Genomic DNA, 24,941 nt, shown 5'->3' on the forward strand with positions numbered 1-24,941 from the left:
CAGGAACACTTTCAATGACGAAACCGCAAGGGATTGTCGTTCTCGGCGCCACCGGCAGCGTGGGCGTCAATACGTTGGACGTGGTGGCGCGCCACCCGGAGCGTTACCGGGTGGTGGCGCTGAGCGGCAACCGCCAGGTGGATCGCCTGTTCCAACAGGCGTTGCAATTCCGTCCGGCCTATGTGGTGACCGGCGACGCCGCGTCGGCCGACGCCTTGCGCGGACGCTTGGCCGAGGCCGGCGTGGACGCCGAGGTGCTGCACGGCCCGGCCGCGCTGGTTCAGGTGGCTGCGTTGCCGGAGGCCGAGGTGGTGATGGCCGCCATCGTCGGCGCCGCCGGCCTGCCGTCCGCGATGGCGGCGGCGCGCGCCGGCAAGCGCATTCTGTTGGCCAACAAGGAATCCCTGGTGGTGGCCGGCCGTCTGTTCATGGACACGGCGCGTCGTCACGGCGCGACCCTGTTGCCGGTGGATAGCGAGCACAGCGCCATCTTTCAGTCGCTGCCGCACGACTACGCCGGCAACTTGGACGCCGCCGGCATCCGCAAGATCATCCTCACCGCTTCCGGCGGTCCCTTCCGCCAGTCTTCTGCTGAGGACTTGCTGCGCGTCACTCCGGATGACGCCTGTCGTCATCCCAACTGGGTGATGGGGCGCAAGATTTCCGTCGATTCCGCCTCCTTGATGAATAAGGGGCTGGAAGTGATCGAGGCGCATTGGCTGTTTTCCGCGCCGCCGGAACGCATCGAAGTGGTGGTGCATCCGCAAAGCGTGATTCATTCCATGGTGCAATATCGCGACGGTTCGGTGATGGCCCAGTTGGGCGCGCCGGATATGCGCACCCCTATCGCCTGTGCGCTGGCCTGGCCGGAGCGGGTCGAGGCCGGCGTGGGCTCGCTGGACTTTTCCTCCTTGTCCAACCTCACTTTCGAAGCGCCCGATCTGGAGCGTTTCCCTTGTCTGAAACTGGCTTTCGACGTGTTGCGCCTGGGCGGCGACGCGCCGGCGGTGCTGAACGCGGCCAATGAAGTCGCCGTGGATGCCTTCCTGCACGGACGCCTACGTTTTGTCGACATCCCCACGGTGGTATCCGCCGCTCTGGACGGCGTTAGCCTGGTGGGTAGCGACTCGGTGGAGGCCTTGCTGGCCAAGGATGAAGAGGCGCGCGCCTTCGCGCTGCAACAGGTGGCCGCATGCTGACCCTGCTCGCCTTTCTGGTCGCCATCGGCGTGCTGGTGACCTTTCACGAACTGGGCCACTATTGGGTGGCCCGCTTGTGCGGGGTCAAGGTGCTGCGCTTCTCCATTGGCTTCGGCAAGCCGCTATGGACGTATTGGCGCAAGGGCACCGAGTGGGTGATCTGCCCGATTCCGCTGGGCGGCTACGTGCGCATGCTGGACGAGCGTGAGGGCCCGGTGCCGGAAGAACAGCGTCCGCAAGCCTTCAACAATCAGCATGTGCTGAAGCGCATCGCCATCGTAGCCGCCGGCCCGCTGGCCAATCTTCTGCTGGCGGTGCTGCTGTACTGGGTGGTGATGGCGCAGGGCGTGACCCAGATCAAGCCTCTGGTCGGCACTGTGGTGGCGCAGACTCCGGCCGCAGCGGCCGGCTTCGCCCCTGGCGACCGGATACTGAGCGTGGCCGCCCGCCCGGTGGCCAACTGGCAGCAGATCCGTCTTGCCCTGGTGGAGGCGGCGATGTCGCCGGACGCCACCGTGGTGCAGGTGGAGACCGCGGCAGGCGCACGCGCTGAGCGCCGCATCGACCCGGCTCGCTTCGGCGACAAGGCGGTGGCCGCGATGCAGCAAGGCAGCGCCGGCCTGACGCCGGGGCGCTTTTTGCCGGTGATCGGCGCGTTGGAAGAGGGCGGCGCAGCACAAAGCGCCGGCCTCAAGCCGGGCGACAAACTGCTGATGCTCAATGGCAAGCCGCTGAGCAACTGGGAGGGTTGGGTGGCCGAGGTGCGCAACAGCCCCGGCCGGGATCTGGAGGTGAAGATCCTGCGCGGCGCGGACGTGATGAGCATCAAGGTGCGGCCGCAGGCCCACCAGCAGGACGGCGAAGTGGTGGGGCGCATCGGCGCTGCGCCGCAGGCGGACGCAGGCTGGGGCCGGCAGCTGCTGTACACCGAACATTATTCGACCGCGCAGGCCGGTCTGGCCGCCCTGGCCAAGACCTGGGATACCGGCTGGATGAGCGTCAAATTCATGGGGCGCATGCTGATGGGTCAGGCGTCGCTGGATAATTTGTCCGGTCCGCTGACCATCGCCAATGTCGCCGGCCAGACCGCGCGCGAGGGTTTGACGCCTTATCTGGAGTTTCTGGCGCTGATCAGCATCAGCATAGGCGTGCTAAATCTGCTGCCGATTCCAGTTCTGGATGGCGGGCACTTAATGTATTATGTCGCGGAGTTGATCAGAGGCCGCCCCGTCAGTGAGCGGGCGCAATTGTTCGGACAAAAAATTGGCTTCATCTTGCTGGCGTCTTTGATGGCGTTTGCCTTGCTGAATGATTTCAGCCGCCTATTTGGGGGTTAAAACCGATCTATGAAATTGAAATTGCTTGCAGCAGCCGTATTGGGCTTGACTACGGCCTCCATGGCCTGGGCTGTTGATCCGTTCGTCATCAAGGACATCCGAGTCGAGGGCCTGCAGCGCACCGAACCCGGCACCGTGTTCAATTATCTGCCGGTCAAGGTGGGCGACACCTTTAACGACCAGAAGGCCAACGAGGCGATCAAGGCCTTGTTCGCCACCGGCTTCTTCAACGATGTGCGCATCGAGTCGCGCGACAGCGTGGTGATCGTGGCCGTGGCCGAACGCCCGGTGGTCAGTCAGCTCAACATCAACGGCGCCAAGGAGTTCAGCAAGGACCAACTGAAAAAGGCCTTGAAGGACAACGGTTTCGCCGAATCGCTGATTTTCGATCAGGCGTTGCTGGACGGCGCGGTGCAGGAACTCAAGCGCCAGTATTACAGCCGCGGCAAGTACTCCGTGGAAGTGACCCCGTCGGTGACCAAGCTGGAACGCAACCGCGTGGCGGTGACGCTGGACATCAACGAGGGTGTGACCGCGCGCATCAAGGAAATCCGCATCGTTGGCGCCAACGCCTTCAAACAGTCCGAGCTGATTGATCAGTTCAGCCTGACCACCGGCGGCTGGTTGTCGTGGGTGACCAAGGACGACCAGTATTCCAAGCAGAAGCTGACCGGCGATCTGGAAAAACTCAAGGCCTTCTACCAGAACCAGGGTTATCTGGAGTTCAACATCGATTCCACGCAGGTGTCGATTAGCGCCGACAAGCAGGATATGTTCCTGACGGTGAATATTCACGAAGGCAAGAAGTTCACCATCTCCGACATCAAACTGGCCGGCGATCTCAAGGTGCCGGAAGCCGATCTGCGCAAGCTGATTCAGGCCAAGTCCGGGGACACCTTCAACAACGAGCGCATCACCGAGTCGGTGAAATCGCTGAGCGACCGCCTGGGCCAGGCCGGCTACGCCTTCGCCAACGTCAACGTGCTGCCGGACATCGACCACGAAAAACAGACGGTGGCCTTCACTTTCTTCGTGGATCCGGGCCGCAAGACCTATGTTCGCCGCGTGAACATCGCCGGCAACACCAAGACCCGCGACGAAGTGATCCGCCGCGAATTGCGTCAGCTGGAAGGCGCCCCTTACGGCGCGGACAAGATCAAGCGCAGCAAGGAGCGCGTTGAGCTGTTGGGCTATTTCGAGGACGTCAACATCGAAACCCCGGCGGTGCCTGACGCGGCCGATCAGGTCGACATGAACATTAGCCTGAAGGAACGCTCCACCGGCAGCGTGTCCGCTGGTATCGGCTTCGTGCAGGGCGAGGGCGTGCAATTGTCCGCCAACCTGTCGCAGAGCAATATCTTCGGTTCCGGCAAATACATGTCGCTGGGCCTGTCCACCGGCAAGGTCAACAAGAACCTGTCGTTGTCTTTCACTGATCCGTACTTCACGCCGGACGGCGTCAGCCTGGGATACGACTTGTACAACCGCGTCTACAACCCGGACGCCACCAATATCTCCGCGTACAAGACCAGCACCATAGGCGGCGCGGTGCGCTTCGGGGTGCCGGTGACCGAGTACGATCGCATCAACTTCAGCATCGGCGCGGAAAACACCAAGATCAGCACTTACAATAACAGTCCGCAGCGTTACAAGGACTTCGTCAACCAGTATGGCAGCAACAACAACACCTTGCTGGGCACCATCAGTTGGGGCCGGGACACCCGAGACAGCGCGCTGTGGCCTACCCGCGGCGCGGTCATCAAGGTGGGCGCGGACGCCGGCCTGCCGGGCGGCGATCTGCAGTACTACCGCCTGACCCATCAGCAGACCTGGTTCTTCCCGCTGACCAAGACCTTCACGTTGATGCTGAACGGCGAGCTGGGCTACGCCGACGGCTACGGCAAGACTTCGCGTCTGCCGTTCTTTCAGAACTTCTACATGGGCGGCCTGGGTTCGGTGCGCGGTTACGACACCAGCAGTATCGGCCCGCGCGACACCAACGGCGATTACCTGGGCGGCACCCGCAAGGCGGTGGCCAACGCCGAAGTGCTGTTCCCGTTCCCGGGAATGAAGGACAATAAGTCGGTGCGCACCAGTCTGTTCTTCGACGCCGGGACTTTGTGGGATCCGACGGTGGCGGGCAGTTCCGCTGGCGACGGCATGCGCTATTCCGCGGGCGTGGCGCTGACCTGGTTGTCTCCGATCGGTCCGATGAAATTCAGTATCGCCAATCCGCTGAAGAAGAAGGACAACGACAAAGTCCAGCGCTTCCAATTCCAGCTGGGTACCGTGTTCTAAAATTGACGGGGTTGTTATATGAAAGCATTGCAATGGGCGGCCGTGCTCTTATCCATGGCCGCCATGTCGGCCCAGGCGGCCGAACTCAAAATAGGCTATGTCAACACTGAGCGCATCTATCGCGAAGCCGCGCCGGCCATCGCCATCCAGAAGCGTCTGGACAAGGAGTTTGGCGAGCGGCGCAATGAGCTGAAGAAGATGGAGGCGCGCGCCAAGGAGCTGGAGTCTCAGTTGGCCAAGAGCAGCTTGAATTCCGACGACCGCAAGCGCTACGAGCGTGAGTACGCGGCGCTGGACCGGGATTACCGGGCCAAGGGCCGCGAGCTGTCCGAGGACTTCAACCAGCGCCGCAACGAGGAGTTCGCTTCGGTGCAGGAGCGGGCTAACCGCGCGCTCAAGCAACTTGCCGAGCGCGAGCAGTACGATCTGATCCTGCAAGACGTGGTGTATGTGAACCCCAAGTACGACCTGACGCCCAAGGTTTTGAAGGAACTGGACCGCTGAAGGCAGGGCGGGGCGGCGTGAAGGCCGCCCCGGATGCGCGCGGCTGCGGCCGGTGCGCCAACACATGATTACGGGAGCAAGCCGACCCCAGGTCGGCTTTCGTTTTTGATGGCTTATACCCTCTCATTTATTATCGAAAGGTTGGGCGGCGAGCGGGCCGGCCCGGACCTGACGGTCGGCCGCCTGGCGCCGCTGGAAGCGGCCGCGGACGGCGACATCGCCTTTCTGGCCAATCCCAAGTATCGCAAGCAGCTGGACGACAGCGGCGCCAGCGCAGTGATCGTTTCGCCCAAGATGGCGGAAGAGCTGGCGCAGAGCGAGGCCTGGAGCCAGCGCTCTTGGATTGTCGCCGCCGACCCCTATCTCTACTTTGCGCGCCTGGCGACTCTGTTCCACCCGCAGCCGCAGCCGCAAGCCGGCGTGCACCCCAGCGCGGTGCTGGGAGAGGGCGCTCAGGTAGCGGCCAGCGCCGAAGTGCGCGAGCACGTCAGCATCGGCCGCAACGCCGTCATCGGCGAGCGCTGCCGCCTGCTGCCGGGCGTGGTGGTGGGAGACGACTGTGTGCTGGGCGACGACGTGGTGTTGTACCCCAACGTCACGCTTTACCACGGCTGCGTGCTGGGCAATCGCGTCGGCGTGCATTCCGGCAGCGTAATCGGCGCCGACGGCTTCGGCCTGGCCTGGGAGAAGGACCACTGGTTCAAAATTCCGCAAACCGGCCGCGTCATCATTGAGGACGACGTGGAAATCGGCGCCAACACCACGGTGGACCGCGGCGCGATGGCGGACACCGTCATCAGGAAAGGCGCCAAGGTGGATAACCTGGTGCAGATCGCCCACAACGTACAGATCGGCGAGCATTCCGCCATCGCAGGCTGCGTCGGCATCGCCGGCAGCGCCAAGATCGGCGCTTACTGCACGGTGGGCGGCGCGGCGATGTTCGTCGGTCATATTGAAATAGCGGACAAAACCCATATCGGCGGCGGCACCCTGGTGTCGAAGTCGATCAAGACGCCGGGCACCTACGCCTCGTCTTACCCATTACAACCGATGAAAGAGTGGCTGGCCAACGCCGTGCACGTCCGTCATCTGGACGATATGGCCAAGCGGCTCAAGCAGCTCGAGCGCGAGCTCAAAGAAATGAAGAATCAGGAGGAATCCCCCAATGTCTGAACACGCCGTCACCATCGATGTCCGCGAAATCATGCGCTATCTGCCGCATCGCTATCCTTTTCTGCTGGTGGACCGTGTCACCGAATTCGAGGAAAACAAGCGCATCAAAGCGCTGAAGAACGTCACCATCAACGAACCGTTCTTTGTCGGCCACTTCGAGCAATACCCGGTGATGCCGGGCGTGCTGATCATCGAGGCGATGGCTCAGGCCGCCGGCATCCTGGCCATCCGCAGCCAGGGCGAGCGCGCCGAGAACGAGTTGTATTTCTTCGTCGGCATCGACAACGCTCGCTTTAAGCGCCAAGTGGTGCCGGGCGACCAACTGACATTCGAAGTGGAACTGATCACCAGCAAGCGCGGCATCGGCAAGTACTCCGCCCGCGCGCTGGTGGACGGCCAACTGGCTTGCGAAGCCGAAATCATGTGCGCCAAGCGCGAGGTGTGATCATGGCCATCCATCCAACCGCCATCGTCGACCCCAAGGCCCGGATCGCCGACGACGTCGAGATCGGCCCTTACTCCATCATCGGCCCCAACGTCAGCATCGGCAGCGGCAGCTGGGTGGGCCCTCACGTGGTGATCGAGGGTCATACCGCCATCGGCAAGAACAACCGCATCTTCCAGTTCTGTTCGCTGGGCGCCCAGCCGCAGGACAAGAAGTATGCCGGCGAGCCGACGCGTCTGGAAATCGGCGACAACAACACCATCCGCGAATTCTGCACCTTCAACACAGGCACCGCCCAAGACGTGGGCGTGACCCGCGTTGGAAACGACAACTGGGTGATGGCCTATGTGCACGTCGCGCACGATTGCCAGGTGGGCAACAACGTGATTCTGGCCAACAACGCCACGCTGGCCGGGCACGTGCAGCTGGGCGACTGGGTAATTCTGGGCGGCTTCACCAGCGTGCATCAGTTCGCCATCATCGGCGAGCACGCGATGACCGCCTTCGCCAGCGCCGTGGCTCAGGACGTGCCGCCGTTCGTGATGGCGCACGGCAACCGTGCGGTGCCCTCCGGCATCAACGCCGAAGGCATGAAGCGCCGCGGCTTCAGCGCAGAGCAGATCCGCCGCGTGCGGGGCGCCTACAAGACGCTGTACCGCCAGGGCCTGTCCTTCGAAGACGCCAAGGCCGCCATTCTGGAGGAAGCCGCCGCCGGTCACGACGAGTTGGCGCCGTTCACCCGCTTCTTTGGCCAGTCCGCCAGAGGCATCATTCGCTAAGATCCATGCCCGACACTTTGTTTAAAAGCAAGCGGGCACTGAAGGTCGCCATGGTGGCTGGGGAAGCCTCTGGCGACCTTCTTGCCGCCCACCTGATGGACGCGCTGCTGGCGCGCTATCCCGACATCGAGTTCGCCGGCATCGGCGGCCCGCGGATGGAAGCCAGGGGCTTCGTCAGCCATGCGCCGCAAAGCCGGCTGGCGGTGATGGGCTACGCCGAAGTGCTCAAGCGTTTGCCGGAGCTGCTGCGCATCCGCCGTACCCTGCGCGACCGCCTGATTGCGGAGAAGCCGGATGTTTTCATCGGCATTGACGCGCCGGACTTCAATCTGGATCTGGAGGCCGCGCTCAAACGCGCCGGCATTCCCACCGTTCACTACGTCAGCCCCTCGGTTTGGGCCTGGCGTCCGGAGCGGGTGCAGAAGATAGGCCGCAGCGTCAGTCACATGCTGTGCTTGTTCCCGATGGAGCCTCCCTTGTACCGCCAGGCCGGGGTGCCGGTGACCTATGTCGGCCACCCGTTGGCCAGTGAGATCCCGTTGAGGCCGGACCAGAGCGCGATGCGCGAACAACTGGGGCTGCCGCAGCGCGCGCCGGTGTTCACCCTGATGCCGGGCAGCCGCATCGGCGAACTGGAGCACATGGCGCCGCTGTACATCGAAACCGCCAAGTTGCTGCTGAAAAGCTATCCGGACGCCCAGTTCCTGGTACCGCTGGCCACGCGCCCAACGATGGAATTGTTCGACCGCATGCTGACGCGCTGCAAGGGCTGGGATCTGCCCTTGCGCAAGCTGTTCGGCCACGCGCAGATGGCGATGATCGCCAGCGACGCGGTATTGGTCACCAGCGGCACCGCCACGCTGGAAGTGGCGCTGACCAAGAAGCCGATGGTGATCAGCTACAAGCTGTCCGCGTTGACTTACCGCCTGGTCAAACGCAAAATCCGTCTGCCCTACGTCGGCCTGCCCAATATCCTGTGCGGGCGCTTCGTGGTGCCGGAACTGCTGCAGAAACAGGCCACGCCGGCCAAGCTGGCGGCTGAGATGCAAAGGCTGTACGAAGATCAGGACGCACGCCGCGAGATGGTGCAGACCTTTACCGAGCTGCATCAGTCGCTGCGTCAGGACACCGCCGCGCTGGCCGCGGAAGCGGTGTTGCAGGTGGCGGGGCGGCAATGAGCGGGCTTGATCTGGAGAGGATCGCCGGCGTCGACGAGGCCGGCCGCGGCCCGCTGGCCGGCGCGGTGTTCGCCGCCGCGGTGATTCTGGACCCGGCGAAGCCTATTGCCGGCCTGGCGGACTCCAAAGTACTGAGCGAGGCCCGCCGGGACGAACTGGCGCTGCTGATCAAGCGCGACGCGCTGGTCTGGTGTATCGCCAGCGCCAGTGTCGAGGAAATCGACAAGCTCAATATTCTGCACGCCACCATGCTGGCGATGACACGCGCGGTGCAAGGCCTGCAGCCGCAGGCGACGCGCGCGCTGATCGACGGCAACCGCGTGCCCAAGGGGCTGCCGGTGCCGGGGGAAGCCATCGTCAAGGGCGACGCCAAGGTGGCGGCCATCTCCGCCGCCTCCATTTTGGCCAAGACCGCGCGCGATGCCGAACTGGTGGCCCTGGACGCCCTGCATCCGCAATACGGCTTCGCCCGCCACAAGGGCTATCCCACCGCCGAACACCTGGCCGCGCTGGAACAGCACGGCGCCTTGCCGGCTCACCGCAAGAGCTTCGGCCCGGTCAAGGCCTGGCTGGCGCGTCAGCAGGGACAGTTGTTTTGAGCGGCGAGGGCGCCAAATCCTGCTTCCCGCCGGTAGCGAGGCCGGACGCCCGCGTACTGGTGCTGGGTTCCTTGCCCGGCGACGCCTCCTTGCAGGCTGGCCAGTACTACGCCCACCCTCGCAATCAATTCTGGCCGTTGATGCAGGCGATCACCGGCCGGCCGCTGGCCGAGCTGGCCTACGCCGAGCGCCTGGAGGCGTTGCAGCAGGCAGGCGTGGCGTTGTGGGACGTGATTGCCAGCGCGCGGCGCCGAGGCAGCCTGGACGCCGACATCCGCGATCAGCAGGCTAACGATCTGCGGGAACTGGCGCAAAGCCTGCCGCGGCTGCGCGCGGTTGCTTTCAACGGCGCCACCGCCGCGCGCGCGGCCGGACAGCTGGACGGGCTGGCCCTGGACATCCTGGCCTTGCCTTCTTCCAGCCCGGCGCATACCCTGGCGTTTGACAGAAAACTTGAAGTTTGGCGGCAACTGGGACGATATTTGTAGTTGACGATGGCCAAATGCGCTTGTCGTCGCGATGAAACCACCTGGGGGAGCGAATATGGGCCATTACTGCATATGGTTTGTCACGCCGGACGACAGCGTGATGCGCCGGGCCGAAGTGGTGATCAACGGCGTGATCCATTGCCATCAGGTGCTGGAGGAAATCGAGGCGCAGCTGGCGGTGGACTGCGGCCTGACCCAGGTGATGATCGTCGATTGGAAACGTTTTGAAACGCCGGAGCCCGCCAGCAAGCTAGCTCATGCGGCCTAAGAGCCTGTTCAAAGTCTGTTGCGCTTCGGCGATACGGCGTTCAAACCGTCTTCGAAAAGCTCATGGACTGGATGCGCATTCCGCTTTCTCAGCTGTTTTCGCCTGTCTCTCTCTAGCCGGCAAGATCGTAAATACGCTCTAGGCGGCTAGCTCTTTGGTAGGAGTCAAGCCCGCGGGCGGCCATGCTATCATGGCCGCCTGAATCTTTATGGGGGCGTCTGCGCCATGCGCGTGTTGGGTTTCGCCGGCTATTCCGGCAGCGGCAAGACCACCTTGCTGGAAAAACTGATTCCCCGGCTGACGGCGCGCGGCCTGCGCGTCGCCGTGATCAAGCACACTCACCACGATGTGGACTGGGACACCCCGGGAAAGGATAGCTGGCGCCACCGTCAGGCCGGCGCGGCGCAAGTGCTGCTGGCTTCGGCCCGTCGCCGTATGCTGGTGGAGGAGCTGGCGGACAGCAACGAGCTGCCGTTGGCCGCCCACTTGGCCATGCTGGGCCCCTGCGACCTGGCCCTGGCCGAAGGCTTCAAACAGGAAGCCATTCCCAAGATAGAAGTGGTCAACAGCGCTTTGGCCGCGCCGGCCTTGCATCCGGCCGATCCGCAAGTGCTGGCCGTGGTCGGCGACTTGCCGCAGGCGCTGGACATCCCCTGGTTTCACCGCGACGACGCGGACGCTGTCGCCGCCTTCCTGATTTCAAGATTGGACCTGTCCCATGCTGAGCTTTGAACAAGCCCGCGACTGGCTGCTGCAGCGCGCCCAGCCGCTGGCCGCCACCGAACAAGTCGAATTGCTGGCCGCGGCCGGCCGCGTGCTGGCCGAGCCGGTGCTGGCCACGCTGGACGTGCCGCCGCACGACAATAGCGCGATGGACGGCTACGCTTTGCGCGCCGGGGAGCAAACCGCGGCGATGCCGGTGTCGCAGCGAGTGCCGGCCGGCAGCGTGCCGCAAGCGCTGGCCGCCGGCAGCGTGGCGCGCATTTTCACCGGCGCGCCCATTCCGCCCGGCGCCGACGCCGTCATCATGCAGGAGCAGGCCGAAACGGCCGACGACGGCACAGTCAGTTTCAGCCAGCCGGCCTGCGCCGGCCAGAACATCCGTCGCCGCGGCGAAGACATCCGCGCCGGCCAGGAAATCCTGCCGGCGGGCAAGGTGCTGAACCCCGCCGACATTGGTCTGGCTGCGTCCATCGGCGTGGAGACGCTGACGGTGTTCCGCCCGTTGCGGGTGGCGGTATTCTTCACCGGCGACGAACTGGTGGAGCCGGGCCGGCCGCTGGCCGCCGGCCAGATTTACAACTCCAATCGTTATTGGCTGGCGCCGGCGCTGATGCGCCTGGGCTGCGAGGTGATTGATCTGGGCATTGTCCGCGATTCTCTTGGCGCCACGCGCGAGGCGCTGCGCGACGCTGCGGATGCCGCCGATGTGATCATGACCTGCGGCGGGGTGTCGGTGGGTGAGGAAGACCACGTCAAGGCCGCGGTGGAGGCCGAGGGCTCGCTAGACCTGTGGAAGCTGGCAATCAAGCCGGGCAAGCCGCTGGCCTACGGCAAGGTGGGGCAGGCGGATTTCATCGGTCTGCCCGGCAACCCGGTGTCCGGCTTCGTCACCTTCCAGGTGTTGGCGAGGGCCTTCCTGGAGCGGCGCGCCGGCCTGCCGGTATCGGCGCTGACGCCGGAAGGCCCTTATCCGGCGGCTTTTGATTGGACCCGGCCGGATGCGCGCCGCAGCGAATTCATCCGCGTGCGGCGCGTGTGCGTGGACGGCCGCTGGCAACTGGAGCTGTACCCGCAGCAAGGTTCCGGCGTGCTGATGTCCTGTGCCTGGGCCGATGGCCTGGTGCGTTTGGAGCCGGGTCAGGCCGTGGCGCGCGGCGATATGCTGCCCTATTTGCCGCTGGTGCAGTGAGTCGTGCCCACCATCCGTTTCGTCGATGAAAACGGCGCGCTGCTCGGCGAACAGCAGGCGGCGGCTGGCGATAACCTGCTGGACCTGGCTCGGCTGGCGGACGTGCCCCTGCACTGGCGCTGCGGACAGGGCACGTGCGGCACCTGCAAGGTGAGGCTGGCGACACCAGAGGCGGAGCAGCGGCCCAGCCGCAAGGAGCGCAACGTGTTGCTCCGCGCCGGCGCCATCGACGCCGCCCAGGCCGCCAGCGAATGCTGGACCGAAGCGCGGCCTTGGCGGCTGGCCTGCCATTTGCATCTGAGCGAGGAAGACTGGGAAGTGGAGTGTCCGGCGTTTTGAGCGCCAAATACACAAGGGCCCGCATGCGGGCCCTTGTGTGTTGGGAAGGCGTTTACGATTTTGCGAGCGCTAGCGAAAACGGCTGAAAAAGCGGAGTGCGCACACGATGCATGAGCATTTTGAGGCCGTTTTCAATGTCGCAGCGCCGACGCGTAGCAGATCGTCAACAGCCTCTTGTGATGCGTTACTCGGAAGCGCCGACCTGTTCGCAAGTGTCGTCCTCGCCGGTTTTGGGCTCCGGACATTCCGGGCGCAGCCAATGGCGCAACATGGTCAAGGCTACCGCTAGCAGGGTGGGGCCGATGAACAGGCCTATCACCCCCCAGGCGATCAGGCCGCCGATTACGCCCAGAAAGATCAGCGACAGTGGCATCTGCGCGCCCTGGCTGATCAGCAAGGGCTTCAGAATATTGTCTATGGTGTTGATCAGCAAGAAGCCCCAGACCAGCAGGAAGATGCCAAGGCCGGTGTTGCCGGTGTAAAACACCCAGGCCGCGGCCGGCAGCCAGACGATCAGCGTGGGCATTTGCGCCACGGCGACGATGAAGCAGAGGAAGCCCAGCACCAGCGCGCCGGGCACGCCGGCGATCAAAAGGCCGATCACGCACAGGATGGTCTGCGCCAGCGCGGTGCCCACCACGCCGGTGGTAACGCTGCGTATGGTGCGGGCGATCACATCCGGCAATTCGCCGGCCGGCGCGCCGCCCAGCTTGATCACGATCAGCTCCACCATGTCCCACAGCCGGTCGCCGTTGATCAGCAGCAAGCCGGACACAATGATGGCCAGCACGATTTCCAGCAGGCTCAGGCTGAGATTGGCGCCGCCGGACAGCAGCCACAACGCGCCTTGGTTGACCGCCGGGCGGATTTTTTCGAAGAAGCCGGGCAGGTCGGCCTGCACGCTGCCCCACAGCTTTTGCAGGCTTTCGCCCACCACCGGGATGTTGGCCAGCCAGGTGGGCGCGTTGGGCAGCGTCAACTGGGTCAGGTCGTGGGTGAGGCCGGACAGGTGGGGCAGGGTGTCGGCCAAGGTCAGCGCCATCAGGCCGATGGGGATGGCCAGGGCCAAGGCCAGCGCCAGCACGATGAGCAGGGCGGCCAATTTGTGGCGCTCTCCCAGCTTTTGCCGTAGTCGGCAATGCATTGGCCAAGCGGAAATGGCAATGATGGCGGCCCAGGTCAGAGCGCCGAGAAAGGGTTGGATCACGCGCAGGCAGGACATCACCAGCAGCGCGATGATGGCGATCTGAAACACCGCCAGGATGCTGACATTGGAGAACGCTTTATTGATGGCCATGGGGCTCTCGGAAAATGAAAACGGGCCGATCGAAAGATCGGCCCGCTGATTCTGCAATGCAATGAGCGTGAATGCAATTGGCGCTTGCCGCTATTGCGGATTCACCGTCGCCAGGGTCTTGGCGAAGGCTTCCGCCTGCGTGAAACCGATCACGCGATCCGCTTCCTGCCCCAGTTTGTCGAACAAGATAATGCCCGGCGGGCCAAACAGGCCGAAACGCTTGAGCAACGCCTGGTGCTCCGCGCTGTTGGCGGTCACGTCGGCCTTGGCCAGCACATAGCCCTGCATTTGGCGGCCGACCGCCGGATTCGGGAAGGTTTCCGCCTCCATCTCCTTGCAGGACACGCACCAGTCGGCGTAGAAATCCAGCAACAGCGGCTTGCCCTCCGCCTTGGTCTTGGCCAGCAGCGCATCCAGTTGTGCGCTGTTGGCCACCGGCTGGAACACCGCCGCGGCCTTGGCCTCCGCCTGGCCCTGGCTCAGCCAGCGCAAGGGGTAGCGCGGGTTGTCGGCGCCGGCCAGCAGGCCGGCCAATTGCGCCGCGCCGATCAGCAGCAGAGCCACCCCGGCGGCCTTGCCCAAGCGGCGCGGAGCGCCGGCGTTGCTCGGCAGCCCCTCCAGCGCGCCCAGGGACACCGCGCTGCCTATCAGCAGCAAGGCCCACAGCAGCATGACCAGCGCGCCCGCCAGGAAGGGCGTGGCCAGCCATATGGCCAGGCCCAGCATCACGACGCCGAAGCCGGCTTTGACTGTTTTCATCCAGCCGCCGGCGCGGGGCAGCACATGGCCGCCGAAGGTGCCGATCAGGATCAGCGGCAGGCCCAGGCCCAACGCCATCGCGTACAGCGCCGCGCCGCCCAGAACGGCGTCGCCGGTGCTGCCGATATAGCCCAGCGCCAGCGCCAGCGGCGGGGCGACGCAGGGGCCGATGATCAGCGCGGACAGCGCGCCCATCGCGAATACGGTGGCGAATTTGCCGCCGGACAGATGATTAGAGGTGTCGGCCAGCCGCGATTGCAACGCCGACGGCAGCTGGATGGTGAACAGATCGAACATGGACAGCGCGAACACCACCATCAGCGCGCTGGCGCTCAGCACCACCGCCGGCTGTTGCAGCCATACGGTGAGCAAGGCGCCGGTGAGGCCGGCGATGACGCCGACCACGGTGTAAGTCAGCGCCAGGCCCTGCACATAGGTGAAGGACAACAGGAAGCCGCGGCGGCGGGTCAGGGTAGCGCCCTGGCCGGCAATCAATGAGGAGACGATGGGCAGCAGCGGGTACATGCAGGCGGTGAACGCCATGCCGATGCCCGCCAGCAAAAAGGTGCCCAATGTGGTCAGCCAACCCTGGGCTGCCAGCTCATTGTTGCCGGCCGGGGACTTTCCCTGAGGGGGCGCCTCCGACAGCCATTCGCCCAGCTTGCCGCCGGCGGACGGCGTGCCGCCCACTTTGAGCTTGTGGGTGTAAGGCGGATAGCACACGCCGGCGTCGGCGCAGCCTTGCAGGCGTACTTGCAACTCAAACTCTGCCGGCGCATTGGCTTGCAGCGGCACCGTTATCACGTTCTTGCCGGTGAATACGGTTTGTTTGCCGAAGTACGGGTCGTTCTTTTCCTTGCCGGCCGGGAACTGCGGCGCGCCCACCAGCTTGGCCGGCTGGCTGCTGATCTGGGTGCGGTCGCGGTACAGGTAGTAACCGGGAGCCACGTCCAGCGTCAGCTTGAGCTGTTCGCCGGCGCGTTCAACCTTGGCGGCGAAGGCTTGCTCCGCCGGCAGCAGGTCGTCCTGGTTGACGGCGTGCGCGGGCAGGCTCAAGCCCAGGCAGGCCAGCGAGACCGCGAGCAAGCCCACGATCCGGGATGAGAGTAGCGATAAGTTGATTGGCACGGGATGACTCTATGGTTTATGGTCGTTAGCGTTTGAATGACCGGCGCGCTCAGGCATTGGTTCCTTGGCGGCCGGGCGGGGCGCGGAGGGCGGCAGACTGGGTTGCCGCCGCGTCTTGCTATGCGAAAACAATATGCATTAAATTCAAATTCCGGGCAAACGGTAAGATAGAATATTTATATAAAAACTAGGGCGCAACACCATACATCATGCGAGAAACGATTCACTTTGCTCATGCCAACAGTTTTCCGGCCTCGGTTTACCGCAAGTTTCTAGCCGCGTTGGGCGAGCGCCACCAAGTGGGCTTCCTCGATGCCATCGGCCACGATCCGGCCTATCCAGTGACAGACTGCTGGCCCCATCTGGTGGAGGAAACCATTGCGCACATCGAAAGCCACTATCAAGGGCCCATCGTCGGCGTCGGCCATTCGCTGGGCGGCTTTTTGATGTTCTATGCCGCATTGCGCCGGCCGGAGTTGTTCAAGCGCATTGTGATTCTGGATTCGCCGCTGATGGGGCCGTTCCGCTCGCGAGGCATTTGGCTGGCCAAGAAGCTGGGCTTCATCGACCGCGTCACCCCGGGCGGCAACACCCTGAAGCGGCGCGATAACTGGGCATCGGTGGCCATGGTTCACGACTACTTCGCCCGCAAGCCGATGTTTGCCCGTTTCGATCCGGACTGCCTGGCCGACTACGCCGAGCACGGCACCGTTGACGACGGCCAGGGCGGGCGCAAGCTCAAATTCCGGCCGCAGATCGAACATGAAATCTACTGCGCGCTGCCGCATGATTTTCCGCGTTATCGCGGACAATTGAAAGTGCCGGCCACCTTTATCGCTGGCACCGGTTCGGATGTGCTCAAGCCGGCTGACCTGCGCTTCATGCGCAAACACTTCAATATTCAGGTGCGGATGCAGCAGGGCAGCCATCTGTTTCCGCTGGAGCGGCCGGAGGAAACCGCGCGGCTCATTCTAGAGCTGCTGGAGGCCTGAGCGTTTCCAAAGGCGGTTTCATGCAAAAACAAAGCCCGGCTAAGCCGGGCTTTGTTCTGTCACGAGGGGCAGGCTTACAGCATCGCCAGCCGCTGGCGCACGCTGCGCTCGATGCCGGCGGCGTCCAGGCCGCAATCGGCCAGCATGCCGGCCGGGTCGCCGTGTTCGACGTAATCGTCCGGCAGGCCCAGTTGCAATACCGGCTTGAGGATGCCCATCGCCTGCATCGCTTCCAGGCAGGCCGAACCGGCGCCGCCCATCACCACGTTTTCTTCCACGGTAATGACCAGATCGTGGCTTTCCGCCAGCCGGCACACCAGCTCCGCGTCCAGCGGCTTGACGAAGCGCATGTCGGCCACGGTGGCGTTCAGCGCCTCGGCGGCGGCCAGCGCCGGCGTTACCATGCTGCCGAAGGCGAGGATGGCCACTTTTTCGCCTTGGCGGCGCACCAGGCCCTTGCCCAGCGGCAACGCCGTCATTTCCGCCTGGATCTCGGCGCCGGGGCCGGTGCCGCGCGGATAGCGCACCGCGGCCGGGCTGTTCATCTGGAAGCCGGTGTACAGCATCTGGCGGCATTCGTTCTCGTCCGAAGGCGCCATCACCGTCAGATTGGGAATGCAGCGCAGGAAGGACAGGTCGAAGGCGCCCGCGTGGGTGGGGCCGTCCGCGCCCACCAGGCCGGCGCGGTCGATGGCGAACAAGACCGGCAGGTTTTGCAGCGCCACGTCGTGGATCAGCTGATCGTAAGCGCGTTGCAGGAAGGTGGAGTAGATCGCCACCACCGGCTTGACGCCGTCGCAGGCCAGGCCGGCGGCGAAGGTGACTGCGTGTTGTTCGGCGATGGCCACGTCGTAATAGCGGTCCGGGTGCTCCTTCTCGAAGCGCACCAGGCCGGAGCCCTCGCGCATCGCCGGGGTGATGCCCACCAGGCGCGGGTCGCGCTTGGCCATGTCGCAGATCCAGTCGCCAAACACCTGGGTGTATTGCGGCTTGCCGCCGCCCTTGCCGCTGGTCAGACCGTTGCTAGGGTCGAATTTGGTGACGCCGTGGTATTTGACCGGGTCGCTCTCCGCCAGCTTGTAGCCGTGGCCTTTCTTGGTGACGATGTGCAGGAACTGCGGCCCCTTGAGGCTGCGGATATTGCTCAGGGTGTCCACCAGTACGTCCACATCATGGCCGTCGATGGGGCCGATGTAGTTGAAGCCGAACTCCTCGAACAGGGTGCCCGGGGTGAAGAAGCCCTTGACGTGCTCTTCCACCTTGCTGGCGATCTCCTTCAGCGGCGGAGCGATGCCCAGCACCTTGCTGGAGCCTTCGCGCATCGCCGCGTAGAAGCGGCCGGACATCAGCTTGGCCAGGTAGTTGTTCAGCGCGCCGACATTGGGCGAGATGGACATCTCGTTGTCGTTGAGCACCACCAGCAGGTCGGTGTCCATCGCGCCGGCGTTGTTGAGGGCCTCGAAGGCCTGGCCGGCGGTCATGGAGCCGTCGCCGATAATGGCCACGCACTTGCGCTCTATGCCCTGAGTCTTGGCGGCCACCGCCATGCCCAGCGCCGCGCCGATGGAGGTGGAGGAATGGCCGACGCCGAAGGTGTCGTATTCCGATTCGTCGCGCTTGGGAAAGCCGGCCAGGCCGCCTTTCTGGCGCATGCTGCCCATGCGTTCGCGGCGGCCGGTCAGGATCTTGTGCGGGTAGGTTTGATGGCCCACGTCCCACACCAGGCGGTCGTCCGGGGTGTTGAACACATAGTGCAGGGCGATGGTCAGCTCAATGCTGCCCAGGTTGGAGGCGAAGTGGCCGCCGGTCTTGCTGACGCTTTCCACCAGAAAGTCGCGCAGTTCCGTGGCCAGCGGCGCAAGCTGCTGGCGCGACAGCTTGCGCAGGTCGGCGGGGCTTTGAATGGTCTCGAGCAAGGGATACATAGTTTTCTGCTTCTCAGAACGAGCGCGCGACGATGTAGTCGGCCAGTTCCTTCAATCGTTGGGCGGAATCGCCAAATCCTTCCAGCGCGGCAAACGCCTCGTCGCGCAAGTCGCGGGCAAACTGCTTGGCTTCGGACAGCCCCATCAGGCTGACGTAGGTGGGCTTGTCGTGGGCGGCGTCCTTGCCGGCGGTTTTGCCCAGCGTAGCGGTGTCCGCCTCGCAGTCCAGCACATCGTCCACCACCTGGAAGGCCAGGCCCATGCGCTTGGCGAACACGTCCAGACGGGCGGTTTCCTCCTCGCTCAACGGCCGGCCGGCCATGGCGCCCAGCAACACCGACGAGCGGATCAGCGCGCCGGTTTTCAGCAAATGCATGTATTCCAGCTCCGGCTGATTCAGCGCCTTGCCCACGCTGGCCAAGTCTATGGCCTGGCCGCCGGCCATGCCGGCGTGGCCGGCGGCGCGGGCCAGGGTGTGAACCATGGCGAGCTGAGCCGCGGGGCCCACGCCCGGCAGCGGCGCGCTCAGCGTATCGAAGGCATGGGTTTGCAGCGCGTCGCCCGCCAAAAGCGCGGTGGCTTCGTCGTAAGCCACGTGACAAGTGGGTTTGCCGCGGCGCAGCACATCGTCGTCCATACAGGGCATGTCGTCGTGCACCAGCGAATAGACGTGGACCATCTCCAGCGCGGCGCCGATGCGGGCCAGGTTGTCGGCCGAGGCCCCCACCAATTCGCCGGCGGCGAACACCAGTAGCGGGCGTACCCGCTTACCGCCGCCCAGGCAGACGTAGCGCATCGCTTCGTGCAGTTTTTGCGGCGTGTGCTGATCGGAGGGCAGCAGCCGTTCCAGCGCACCTTCCACTTGCTGCTGGATCTCGGTCATCCAGGCCATGAAAGGTTTATTGGCCATTGGACAATTCCAGTGGTTTGAGTTCGTTGTTTTCGAGTATTTTCAGTTGCTGTTCCGCGTCGGCCAGTTTGGCCTGGCAGAACTTGATCAATTCTATGCCCTGCTTGTAGGAGCCGAGCGCCGTTTCCAGCGGCATGTCGCCGCTTTCCATCGCCTGGATGATGTCTTCCAGTTGGGCCAGTGCGGTTTCGAAACTGGCCGGCGCTTTGTTGGCTTTAGCCATGGCGTTTTCCTTATGGTGCTTTCGTGGTGGCCGGGCCGTGCGGGCTCCGTCGGTGTCGCGTGGGCGCAGGCGGCTCTTTAAGGCCGTCATTCTAGTCCAATTACAGGGTGCGGCGACAGAGGCGATTGAGCGCTTTCGGCAAGCGTGGATGCTGTTGGGATGCTAACTGCGCGGAAAGGGAACGCGCCTAGCGGACAATTCCCCGTCGTCCGCATTTGCGGTAGGGTGTCGCCAATTGAAAACGACAGAGGCCAGCATGCATTCGCAACCATCCATTCTGATTACCGGCTGCTCCAGCGGCATCGGCTACCACACCGCCTTGATCCTGGCTCAGCGCGGCTGGCGCGTGATCGCCAGCTGCCGCGCCGCCGCCGACGTGGAGCGCCTATGCAGCGAGGGCATGGCCTGCATCCGGCTGGACGTGGACGACGCCGATTCCATTCGCGACGGCCTGGCCCAGGCGCTGGAGATGGCCGGCGGGCGACTGGACGCCTTGTTCAACAACGCCGGCTTCGGCCAGCCTGGCGCGGTGGAGGACATCAGCCGAGCGGCGATGCGCGAGCAGTTCGAGACCAATCTGTTCGGTCCCTGGGAACTGACCAACGCCGCGCTCAAAGTGATGCGAGCCCAGGGTCATGGCCGCATCGTGTTCAACAGCTCCATCCTCGGTTTCGCCGCCATGCGCTGGCGCGGCGCCTACAACGCCAGCAAGTTCGCGATGGAAGGCCTGTGCGACACCCTGCGTCATGAGCTGCACGGCACCAATATCCATGTCTCCCTGGTGGAGCCGGGGCCGATAGAAAGCCGTTTCCGTCCCAATGCGCTGGCGCGTTTCCTGAAAAACGTGGACATCGACGCCAGCCATCATCGCGACGCGTATCAGCAGCAGCTGGCGCGGCTGAAGAAAGAGGGACACGCCGCGCCGTTCACCTTGCCGGCCAGCGCGGTGGCGGAGGCGGTGCATCGCGCCATCACGGCGGCCAAGCCGGCGGCGCGTTACCGGGTGACTTTCCCTACCAAATTGTATTGGTGGCTACGCCGTTTGCTGCCAACCCGTTGTTTTGACTGGGCCTTGCGCGCGGCGACTTAAGGTGGCGCCAAGCCCTTGGCTTAGCATGAGTTTTTCTATGCATAGGCATGTTTTTTCTTTGATGCCATTTTGATAGTTTCTTGTTGATCTAGCCGGCGGATTCGCTTTACAGTCACGGCACTTGCTCATGGCATTTCCTCATGCTGGAGCAGGCATAACAATAGAGACGCCGGGTTTCCCGGCTCCGTGACACAAAGGAGTAAGCGAGATGAATCGCTGGAAATGGCTGCCCCTGCTGCTGGCGGGGGCGGGCCTATTCGCGTCCGCTCAGGCGGCCGATATGAACAAGACGCTGAAGGTGTCTTTCCTAGCGCCTGAGACCGGCTTTGATCCGGCCAAGATGAGCGATATCTATTCGCTGGGCGTGATCGAGAACATTTTCGACAATCTGCTCAGATACGATTATCTGGCGCGGCCGGTCAAGCTCAAGCCGGGCACCGCCCAGGCGCTGCCGGAAATTTCGGCGGACGGCAAGGTGTTCACTTTCAAGGTGCGGCCCGGCATCTACTTTGCCGACGATCCGGCCTTCAAGGGCAAAAAGCGGGAGCTGACCGCCGCGGACTACGCCTACAGCATCAAGCGCTTTGCCGACCCCAAGGTCAGCTCGCCCAACGCCACCTCCTATACCGACTATGTGCTGGGGTTGGCGGAGGCGGGCAGCGCGGCCAGCAAGAAAGGGCGCTTTGATTACGATAAGCCTATAGAAGGCATCAAGGCGCTGGACCGCTATACCCTACAGCTGACGCTGAAAAAGCCCAATTACAACTTTCTCTATACCGTGGCCGCCAAATTCAGCGGCGCGGTGGCGCGCGAGGTGATTGAAGCCTACGACAGCAACACCAACGCCCACCCGGTGGGTACCGGTCCGTTCATGCTGAAGGAATGGAAACCGGGCAACCGCATCATTCTGGAAGCCAACCCTGGCTATCGCAAGGAAGTGTTCTCCGACGAGCCGGCTGCCGACGCGCCGCCTCAGGACCGCGAAATCGCCGAGCAACTGCGCGGCAAGACGCTGCCGGTCATCGGCCGCATCGACATCAAGGTGATAGAAGAAGAGCAGCCGCGCTGGCTGTCCTTCCTCAACAAGCAGATCGACTACATCGGCGTGCCCAAGTCCGCCATTCCCTCTACCGTGCACAGCAGCGAGGCCAACCCCTTCCAGGCCAGCCTCAACCCAACGCTGGCGCAGCGCGGCATTCGCCTGCACCACAACCTGGGCATGGACCTGACTTACGCTTTCTTCAATATGCGCGACCCGGTGGTGGGCGGCTACAGCAAGCAAAAGATTGCCTTGCGCCGCGCCATCGGCATGGCCTACCCCAGTCAGGAAGTGATCAAGCTGCTGTACAGCGGGCAGGCCATCCAGCTGCAAAATCTGGTGCCTTTAAACATGGTGGGCAACGATCCGCGCTTTCACGGCGCGCCGGACTTCAATCCGGCGTTGGCCAACGCGCTGCTGGACCAGGCCGGCTACAAGATAGGCCCGGACGGTTACCGCCGCCAGCCCAACGGTCAGCCGCTGCTAATCACCCAGGCCACCCAAGGCAGCGCTTTCGACAAGCAGTTCAATCAGATCTGGCAGAAGGCTTTCGACAGCATCAAGCTGCGCGTCACCTTCAAAGTGGCCAAGTGGAACGAAAACCTCAAGGCCGCCTACGCCGGCAAGGTGCAGATGTGGTCGCTGGGCGGTTCCGCCGCCATTCCGGACGGCGACGATTTCGTCACCGGCCTGTGGAGCAAGCAGATCGGCGTCGGCAACCTGCCGTTCTTCAGCCGGCCGGAGTTCGACAAGGCCTACGAGGCTTCGCAAGTGCTGCCCAACGGCCCGGAGCGCGACGCGCTGTTTGACCGCATGAATCGGGTGGCGGCCGCCTATCAGCCCTATGTGCTGGGCGTGACCCGCTTCGAAAATATCGTCAGTCACGACTATCTCAAGGGTTACAAACCGCATCCGTTGGCCACGGTAGGCGTGTCCTGGCGTTATGTCGACATCGACCTGAGCAAGCGCCGCTAACCGCCTTGATCCGGGGCGCAGCCGCGCCGCTATATTCTGGAGAAGCAGATGTTCAATTTCATCATCCGCCGAATCTGGCAGATGGTGCCGACGATGTTCGGCGTCATGCTGCTGGTGTTCGTGCTGTTCAACTGGGTGGGCGGAGACCCCACCTACATCCTGGCCGGCAAACGCCTGACGCCGGAAATCATGGCTAATATCCGCGCCCAGTTGGGCCTGGACCTGAGCTTGCCGCAGCAGTTCTGGCTCTTCGTCAAGCAAGTGGCCGCCTTCGACTTCGGCACCTCCTGGTCCACTCAGCAGTCCGTCACCGCCACGCTGGCTTCGCGCATCGGCCCCTCAGTGACGCTGACCGGCACTTTGCTGGTGTTCGAACTGCTGACCGCGCTGCCCATCGCCATCGTCGTGGCTTACTACCGCGGCACCCTGACCGACCGCATGGTGACGCTGATCTGCACCGTGGCCATGTCCATCAGCTCGCTGGCCTACATCATCGTCGGCCAGTACCTGCTGGCTTTCAAACTGGATTGGTTTCCGGTGATGGGCTGGGACGACGACAGCCTGCTGCGCAGCCTGCTGATCTACGTGCCGCTGCCGTTGATCCTGGGCATGCTGGTGTCGCTGGCGCCCAATGTGCGTTTCTACCGCAGCTTCGTGGTGGAAGAACTGGGCCACGACTACGTGCGCACCGCGCGCGCCAAGGGCTTGTCCGAAAAAACCGTGCTGTTCAAGCACGTGCTGCGCAACGCGCTGATCCCGGTGGTCACCGCGGTGATGATGTCCTTGCCCTTCCTGGTGCTGGGCTCGATGCTGCTGGAGCGCTTCTTCGGCATCCCCGGCATGGGCAATGAACTGCTGATGGCGGTGGACAAGAGCGATTTCCCGGTGATCAAGGCCATCACCGTGACCATCGCCGCCGCCGCCATGGTGTTCAACCTGCTGGCCGACATCATCTACAAGTGGATCGATCCACGCGTGCAACTCAAGTAAGCGCGGAGCACAAGACATGACAACATTGCACAATACCGCCGGCGCGCCGCCGGCCGCCCCCTCGCGCAGCCTGTGGGCGCTGGGCTGGCAACGCTTGAAACGCGACCGCATCGGCTTCGTTTCCCTGTGGGTGGTGGCGGCCTTCATGCTGCTGGCCGCCGCCGGCTGGCTCAACCTGGCCGGCCGCGGCTGGAACGACGAAATCGCCGCCTCCTACGCGCCGCCCACTTTATTGTTGGAGAAATACCGCCAGCAGGAAACACCGGCCGCCGCTGGAGGTCTGTCCAGCGCCATCGTGCCCACCGAACGCTTGAAACCGTCGGAAGACCCCATCCATGATTGGCTGGAGGCCGCGCGCCCGCACGCCGCCCAGTACGCGGTGCCGGAAGTGAAGAAAGTGGCGTCGCTGCCCTTCGGCGCGGACCAGCGCGGCCGCGACATCCTGGACAAAGTGATCAAGGGCACCGCGACCTCGCTGCTGGTGGGCTTCTTCGGCGCGCTGCTGTCCATCCTGATCGGCACCTCGCTGGGCGCGATGGCCGGCTATTTTGGCCGCAAGGTGGACGACTTCCTGATGTGGTTCTACAGCGTGTTCACCTCGGTGCCGGACATGCTGCTGCTGCTCGCCTTCGCCGCCGTGGCCGGGCGCGGCATCGCCACCGTCATTCTGGTGCTGTCACTGACCAGTTGGACCGGTACCTTCCGCCTGGTGCGCGCGGAGTTCATCAAGAACCGCTCGCGCGAGTACGTGCAGGCGGCGGACGCCATCGGCGCCAGCCACAGCCGCCGCATGTTCATCCACATCCTGCCCAATGTCTCCCACCTGCTGCTGGTGCAGTTCTCCCTCTTGATGGTGGGCCTGATCAAGTACGAAGTGATCCTGTCCTTCCTAGGCTTCGGCGTGGACGTGCGCCAGGTGAGCTGGGGCTCCATGCTGGCGGAAGTGCCGGAAGAGCTGTTGCAGGGCTATTGGTGGCAACTGGCCATGGTGGTGGTGTTCATGTCCACCCTGGTGACTGCCTTCAGCATGTTGACCGATGCGCTGCGCGACGCGCTGGACCCGCGCGCGGCGGCGAAGTGAGCGGGGGAGAACC

General features: G+C 63.8%; 24 protein-coding genes. 19 read left to right on the forward strand and 5 right to left on the reverse strand.

From position 1 onward, the window contains the following. The first annotated feature begins 14 nt into the window (after positions 1-14). The 14 genes from ispC to MOV80_RS01990 all read left to right on the forward strand — a co-directional run bounded on the left by ispC (position 15) and on the right by MOV80_RS01990 (position 12,519). The gene (gene ispC / locus MOV80_RS01925) at positions 15-1,199 is read left to right on the forward strand and encodes a 1-deoxy-D-xylulose-5-phosphate reductoisomerase (RefSeq protein ID WP_019104404.1); all 1,185 of its coding nucleotides are present in this window, start codon (positions 15-17) and stop codon (positions 1,197-1,199) included. Then, entirely contained in the window at positions 1,193-2,536 is a 1,344-nt protein-coding gene (gene rseP / locus MOV80_RS01930; protein ID WP_043594507.1) for an RIP metalloprotease RseP, read from the forward strand. Before ispC ends, rseP begins: the two co-directional genes overlap by 7 nt. A 9-nt stretch (positions 2,537-2,545) precedes the next feature. Continuing rightward, positions 2,546-4,834, forward strand: a complete 2,289-nt coding sequence (gene bamA / locus MOV80_RS01935) for an outer membrane protein assembly factor BamA (RefSeq protein WP_043594503.1) — start codon at positions 2,546-2,548, stop codon at positions 4,832-4,834. 18 nt (positions 4,835-4,852) lie between these two features. Next, entirely contained in the window at positions 4,853-5,338 is a 486-nt protein-coding gene (locus tag MOV80_RS01940) for an OmpH family outer membrane protein (RefSeq protein ID WP_039753577.1), read from the forward strand. Positions 5,339-5,446: 108 nt separating this feature from the next. Beyond that, the gene (lpxD, locus tag MOV80_RS01945; RefSeq protein ID WP_249604789.1) at positions 5,447-6,511 is read left to right on the forward strand and encodes a UDP-3-O-(3-hydroxymyristoyl)glucosamine N-acyltransferase; all 1,065 of its coding nucleotides are present in this window, start codon (positions 5,447-5,449) and stop codon (positions 6,509-6,511) included. Continuing rightward, on the forward strand, positions 6,504-6,956 hold the full coding sequence (gene fabZ, locus MOV80_RS01950; protein ID WP_019100286.1) for a 3-hydroxyacyl-ACP dehydratase FabZ: 453 nt from the start codon (positions 6,504-6,506) through the stop codon (positions 6,954-6,956). Before lpxD ends, fabZ begins: the two co-directional genes overlap by 8 nt. Before the next feature lie 2 nt (positions 6,957-6,958). Beyond that, the gene (gene lpxA, locus MOV80_RS01955) at positions 6,959-7,735 is read left to right on the forward strand and encodes an acyl-ACP--UDP-N-acetylglucosamine O-acyltransferase (RefSeq protein WP_039753581.1); all 777 of its coding nucleotides are present in this window, start codon (positions 6,959-6,961) and stop codon (positions 7,733-7,735) included. A 5-nt stretch (positions 7,736-7,740) separates the two neighbouring features. Continuing rightward, positions 7,741-8,913, forward strand: coding sequence for a lipid-A-disaccharide synthase (lpxB, locus tag MOV80_RS01960; protein WP_019100288.1), 1,173 nt, complete (start codon positions 7,741-7,743; stop codon positions 8,911-8,913). Further along, positions 8,910-9,512: a ribonuclease HII gene (rnhB, locus tag MOV80_RS01965; protein ID WP_019100289.1), complete on the forward strand. Its 603-nt coding sequence runs from the start codon at positions 8,910-8,912 to the stop codon at positions 9,510-9,512. Before lpxB ends, rnhB begins: the two co-directional genes overlap by 4 nt. Then, positions 9,509-10,000, forward strand: a complete 492-nt coding sequence (locus MOV80_RS01970; protein WP_107732322.1) for a DNA-deoxyinosine glycosylase — start codon at positions 9,509-9,511, stop codon at positions 9,998-10,000. Before rnhB ends, MOV80_RS01970 begins: the two co-directional genes overlap by 4 nt. Positions 10,001-10,055: 55 nt before the next feature. Continuing rightward, positions 10,056-10,268 (forward strand): hypothetical protein, encoded by a 213-nt coding sequence (locus MOV80_RS01975; RefSeq protein WP_019100291.1) that lies wholly within the window; start codon positions 10,056-10,058, stop codon positions 10,266-10,268. 225 nt (positions 10,269-10,493) lie between these two features. Further along, on the forward strand, positions 10,494-11,000 hold the full coding sequence (gene mobB, locus MOV80_RS01980; RefSeq protein WP_043594496.1) for a molybdopterin-guanine dinucleotide biosynthesis protein B: 507 nt from the start codon (positions 10,494-10,496) through the stop codon (positions 10,998-11,000). Next, on the forward strand, positions 10,987-12,180 hold the full coding sequence (gene glp / locus MOV80_RS01985) for a gephyrin-like molybdotransferase Glp (RefSeq protein ID WP_019100293.1): 1,194 nt from the start codon (positions 10,987-10,989) through the stop codon (positions 12,178-12,180). The genes mobB and glp overlap by 14 nt, the downstream gene beginning before the upstream one ends. A gap of 3 nt (positions 12,181-12,183) precedes the next feature. Beyond that, positions 12,184-12,519, forward strand: coding sequence for a 2Fe-2S iron-sulfur cluster-binding protein (locus MOV80_RS01990; RefSeq protein ID WP_249604790.1), 336 nt, complete (start codon positions 12,184-12,186; stop codon positions 12,517-12,519). A gap of 184 nt (positions 12,520-12,703) precedes the next feature. Here the strand turns inward: MOV80_RS01990 and MOV80_RS01995 are convergent, their stop codons facing one another. Then, the gene (locus MOV80_RS01995; protein WP_052052309.1) at positions 12,704-13,816 is read right to left on the reverse strand and encodes an AI-2E family transporter; all 1,113 of its coding nucleotides are present in this window, start codon (positions 13,814-13,816) and stop codon (positions 12,704-12,706) included. 90 nt (positions 13,817-13,906) lie between these two features. Then, positions 13,907-15,667: a protein-disulfide reductase DsbD gene (dsbD, locus tag MOV80_RS02000; protein ID WP_249604793.1), complete on the reverse strand. Its 1,761-nt coding sequence runs from the start codon at positions 15,665-15,667 to the stop codon at positions 13,907-13,909. Between the two features lie 245 nt (positions 15,668-15,912). Between dsbD and MOV80_RS02005 the strand changes: the two genes are divergently transcribed. After that, positions 15,913-16,695: an alpha/beta hydrolase gene (locus tag MOV80_RS02005; protein ID WP_019100396.1), complete on the forward strand. Its 783-nt coding sequence runs from the start codon at positions 15,913-15,915 to the stop codon at positions 16,693-16,695. A gap of 74 nt (positions 16,696-16,769) precedes the next feature. Here MOV80_RS02005 and dxs read toward each other — a convergent pair whose 3' ends face one another. The 3 genes from dxs to MOV80_RS02020 are packed head-to-tail and all read right to left on the reverse strand — an operon-like array spanning position 16,770 to position 19,753. Then, entirely contained in the window at positions 16,770-18,620 is a 1,851-nt protein-coding gene (gene dxs, locus MOV80_RS02010) for a 1-deoxy-D-xylulose-5-phosphate synthase (RefSeq protein WP_249604791.1), read from the reverse strand. 13 nt (positions 18,621-18,633) lie between these two features. Then, positions 18,634-19,530 (reverse strand): polyprenyl synthetase family protein, encoded by an 897-nt coding sequence (locus MOV80_RS02015; protein ID WP_118267006.1) that lies wholly within the window; start codon positions 19,528-19,530, stop codon positions 18,634-18,636. Then, on the reverse strand, positions 19,520-19,753 hold the full coding sequence (locus tag MOV80_RS02020) for an exodeoxyribonuclease VII small subunit (RefSeq protein ID WP_019100400.1): 234 nt from the start codon (positions 19,751-19,753) through the stop codon (positions 19,520-19,522). The genes MOV80_RS02015 and MOV80_RS02020 overlap by 11 nt, the downstream gene beginning before the upstream one ends. Before the next feature lie 256 nt (positions 19,754-20,009). On the opposite strand from MOV80_RS02020, the gene MOV80_RS02025 reads away from it, so the two are divergent. The 4 genes from MOV80_RS02025 (at position 20,010) to MOV80_RS02040 (ending at position 24,928) form a co-directional block, all read left to right on the forward strand. Then, on the forward strand, positions 20,010-20,843 hold the full coding sequence (locus MOV80_RS02025) for an SDR family NAD(P)-dependent oxidoreductase (protein WP_019100401.1): 834 nt from the start codon (positions 20,010-20,012) through the stop codon (positions 20,841-20,843). 208 nt (positions 20,844-21,051) lie between these two features. Then, a complete protein-coding gene (locus tag MOV80_RS02030; RefSeq protein WP_118267009.1) occupies positions 21,052-22,857 on the forward strand; it encodes an ABC transporter substrate-binding protein in 1,806 nt (601 codons plus the stop codon). A gap of 48 nt (positions 22,858-22,905) precedes the next feature. Further along, positions 22,906-23,847: an ABC transporter permease gene (locus MOV80_RS02035; protein WP_019100403.1), complete on the forward strand. Its 942-nt coding sequence runs from the start codon at positions 22,906-22,908 to the stop codon at positions 23,845-23,847. Between the two features lie 16 nt (positions 23,848-23,863). After that, entirely contained in the window at positions 23,864-24,928 is a 1,065-nt protein-coding gene (locus MOV80_RS02040; protein ID WP_107732327.1) for an ABC transporter permease, read from the forward strand. Positions 24,929-24,941 lie beyond the last annotated feature (13 nt).

Origin of the sequence: Chromobacterium sp. IRSSSOUMB001 (assembly GCF_023507765.1) — a bacterium.
GTDB lineage: Bacteria > Pseudomonadota > Gammaproteobacteria > Burkholderiales > Chromobacteriaceae > Chromobacterium > Chromobacterium haemolyticum.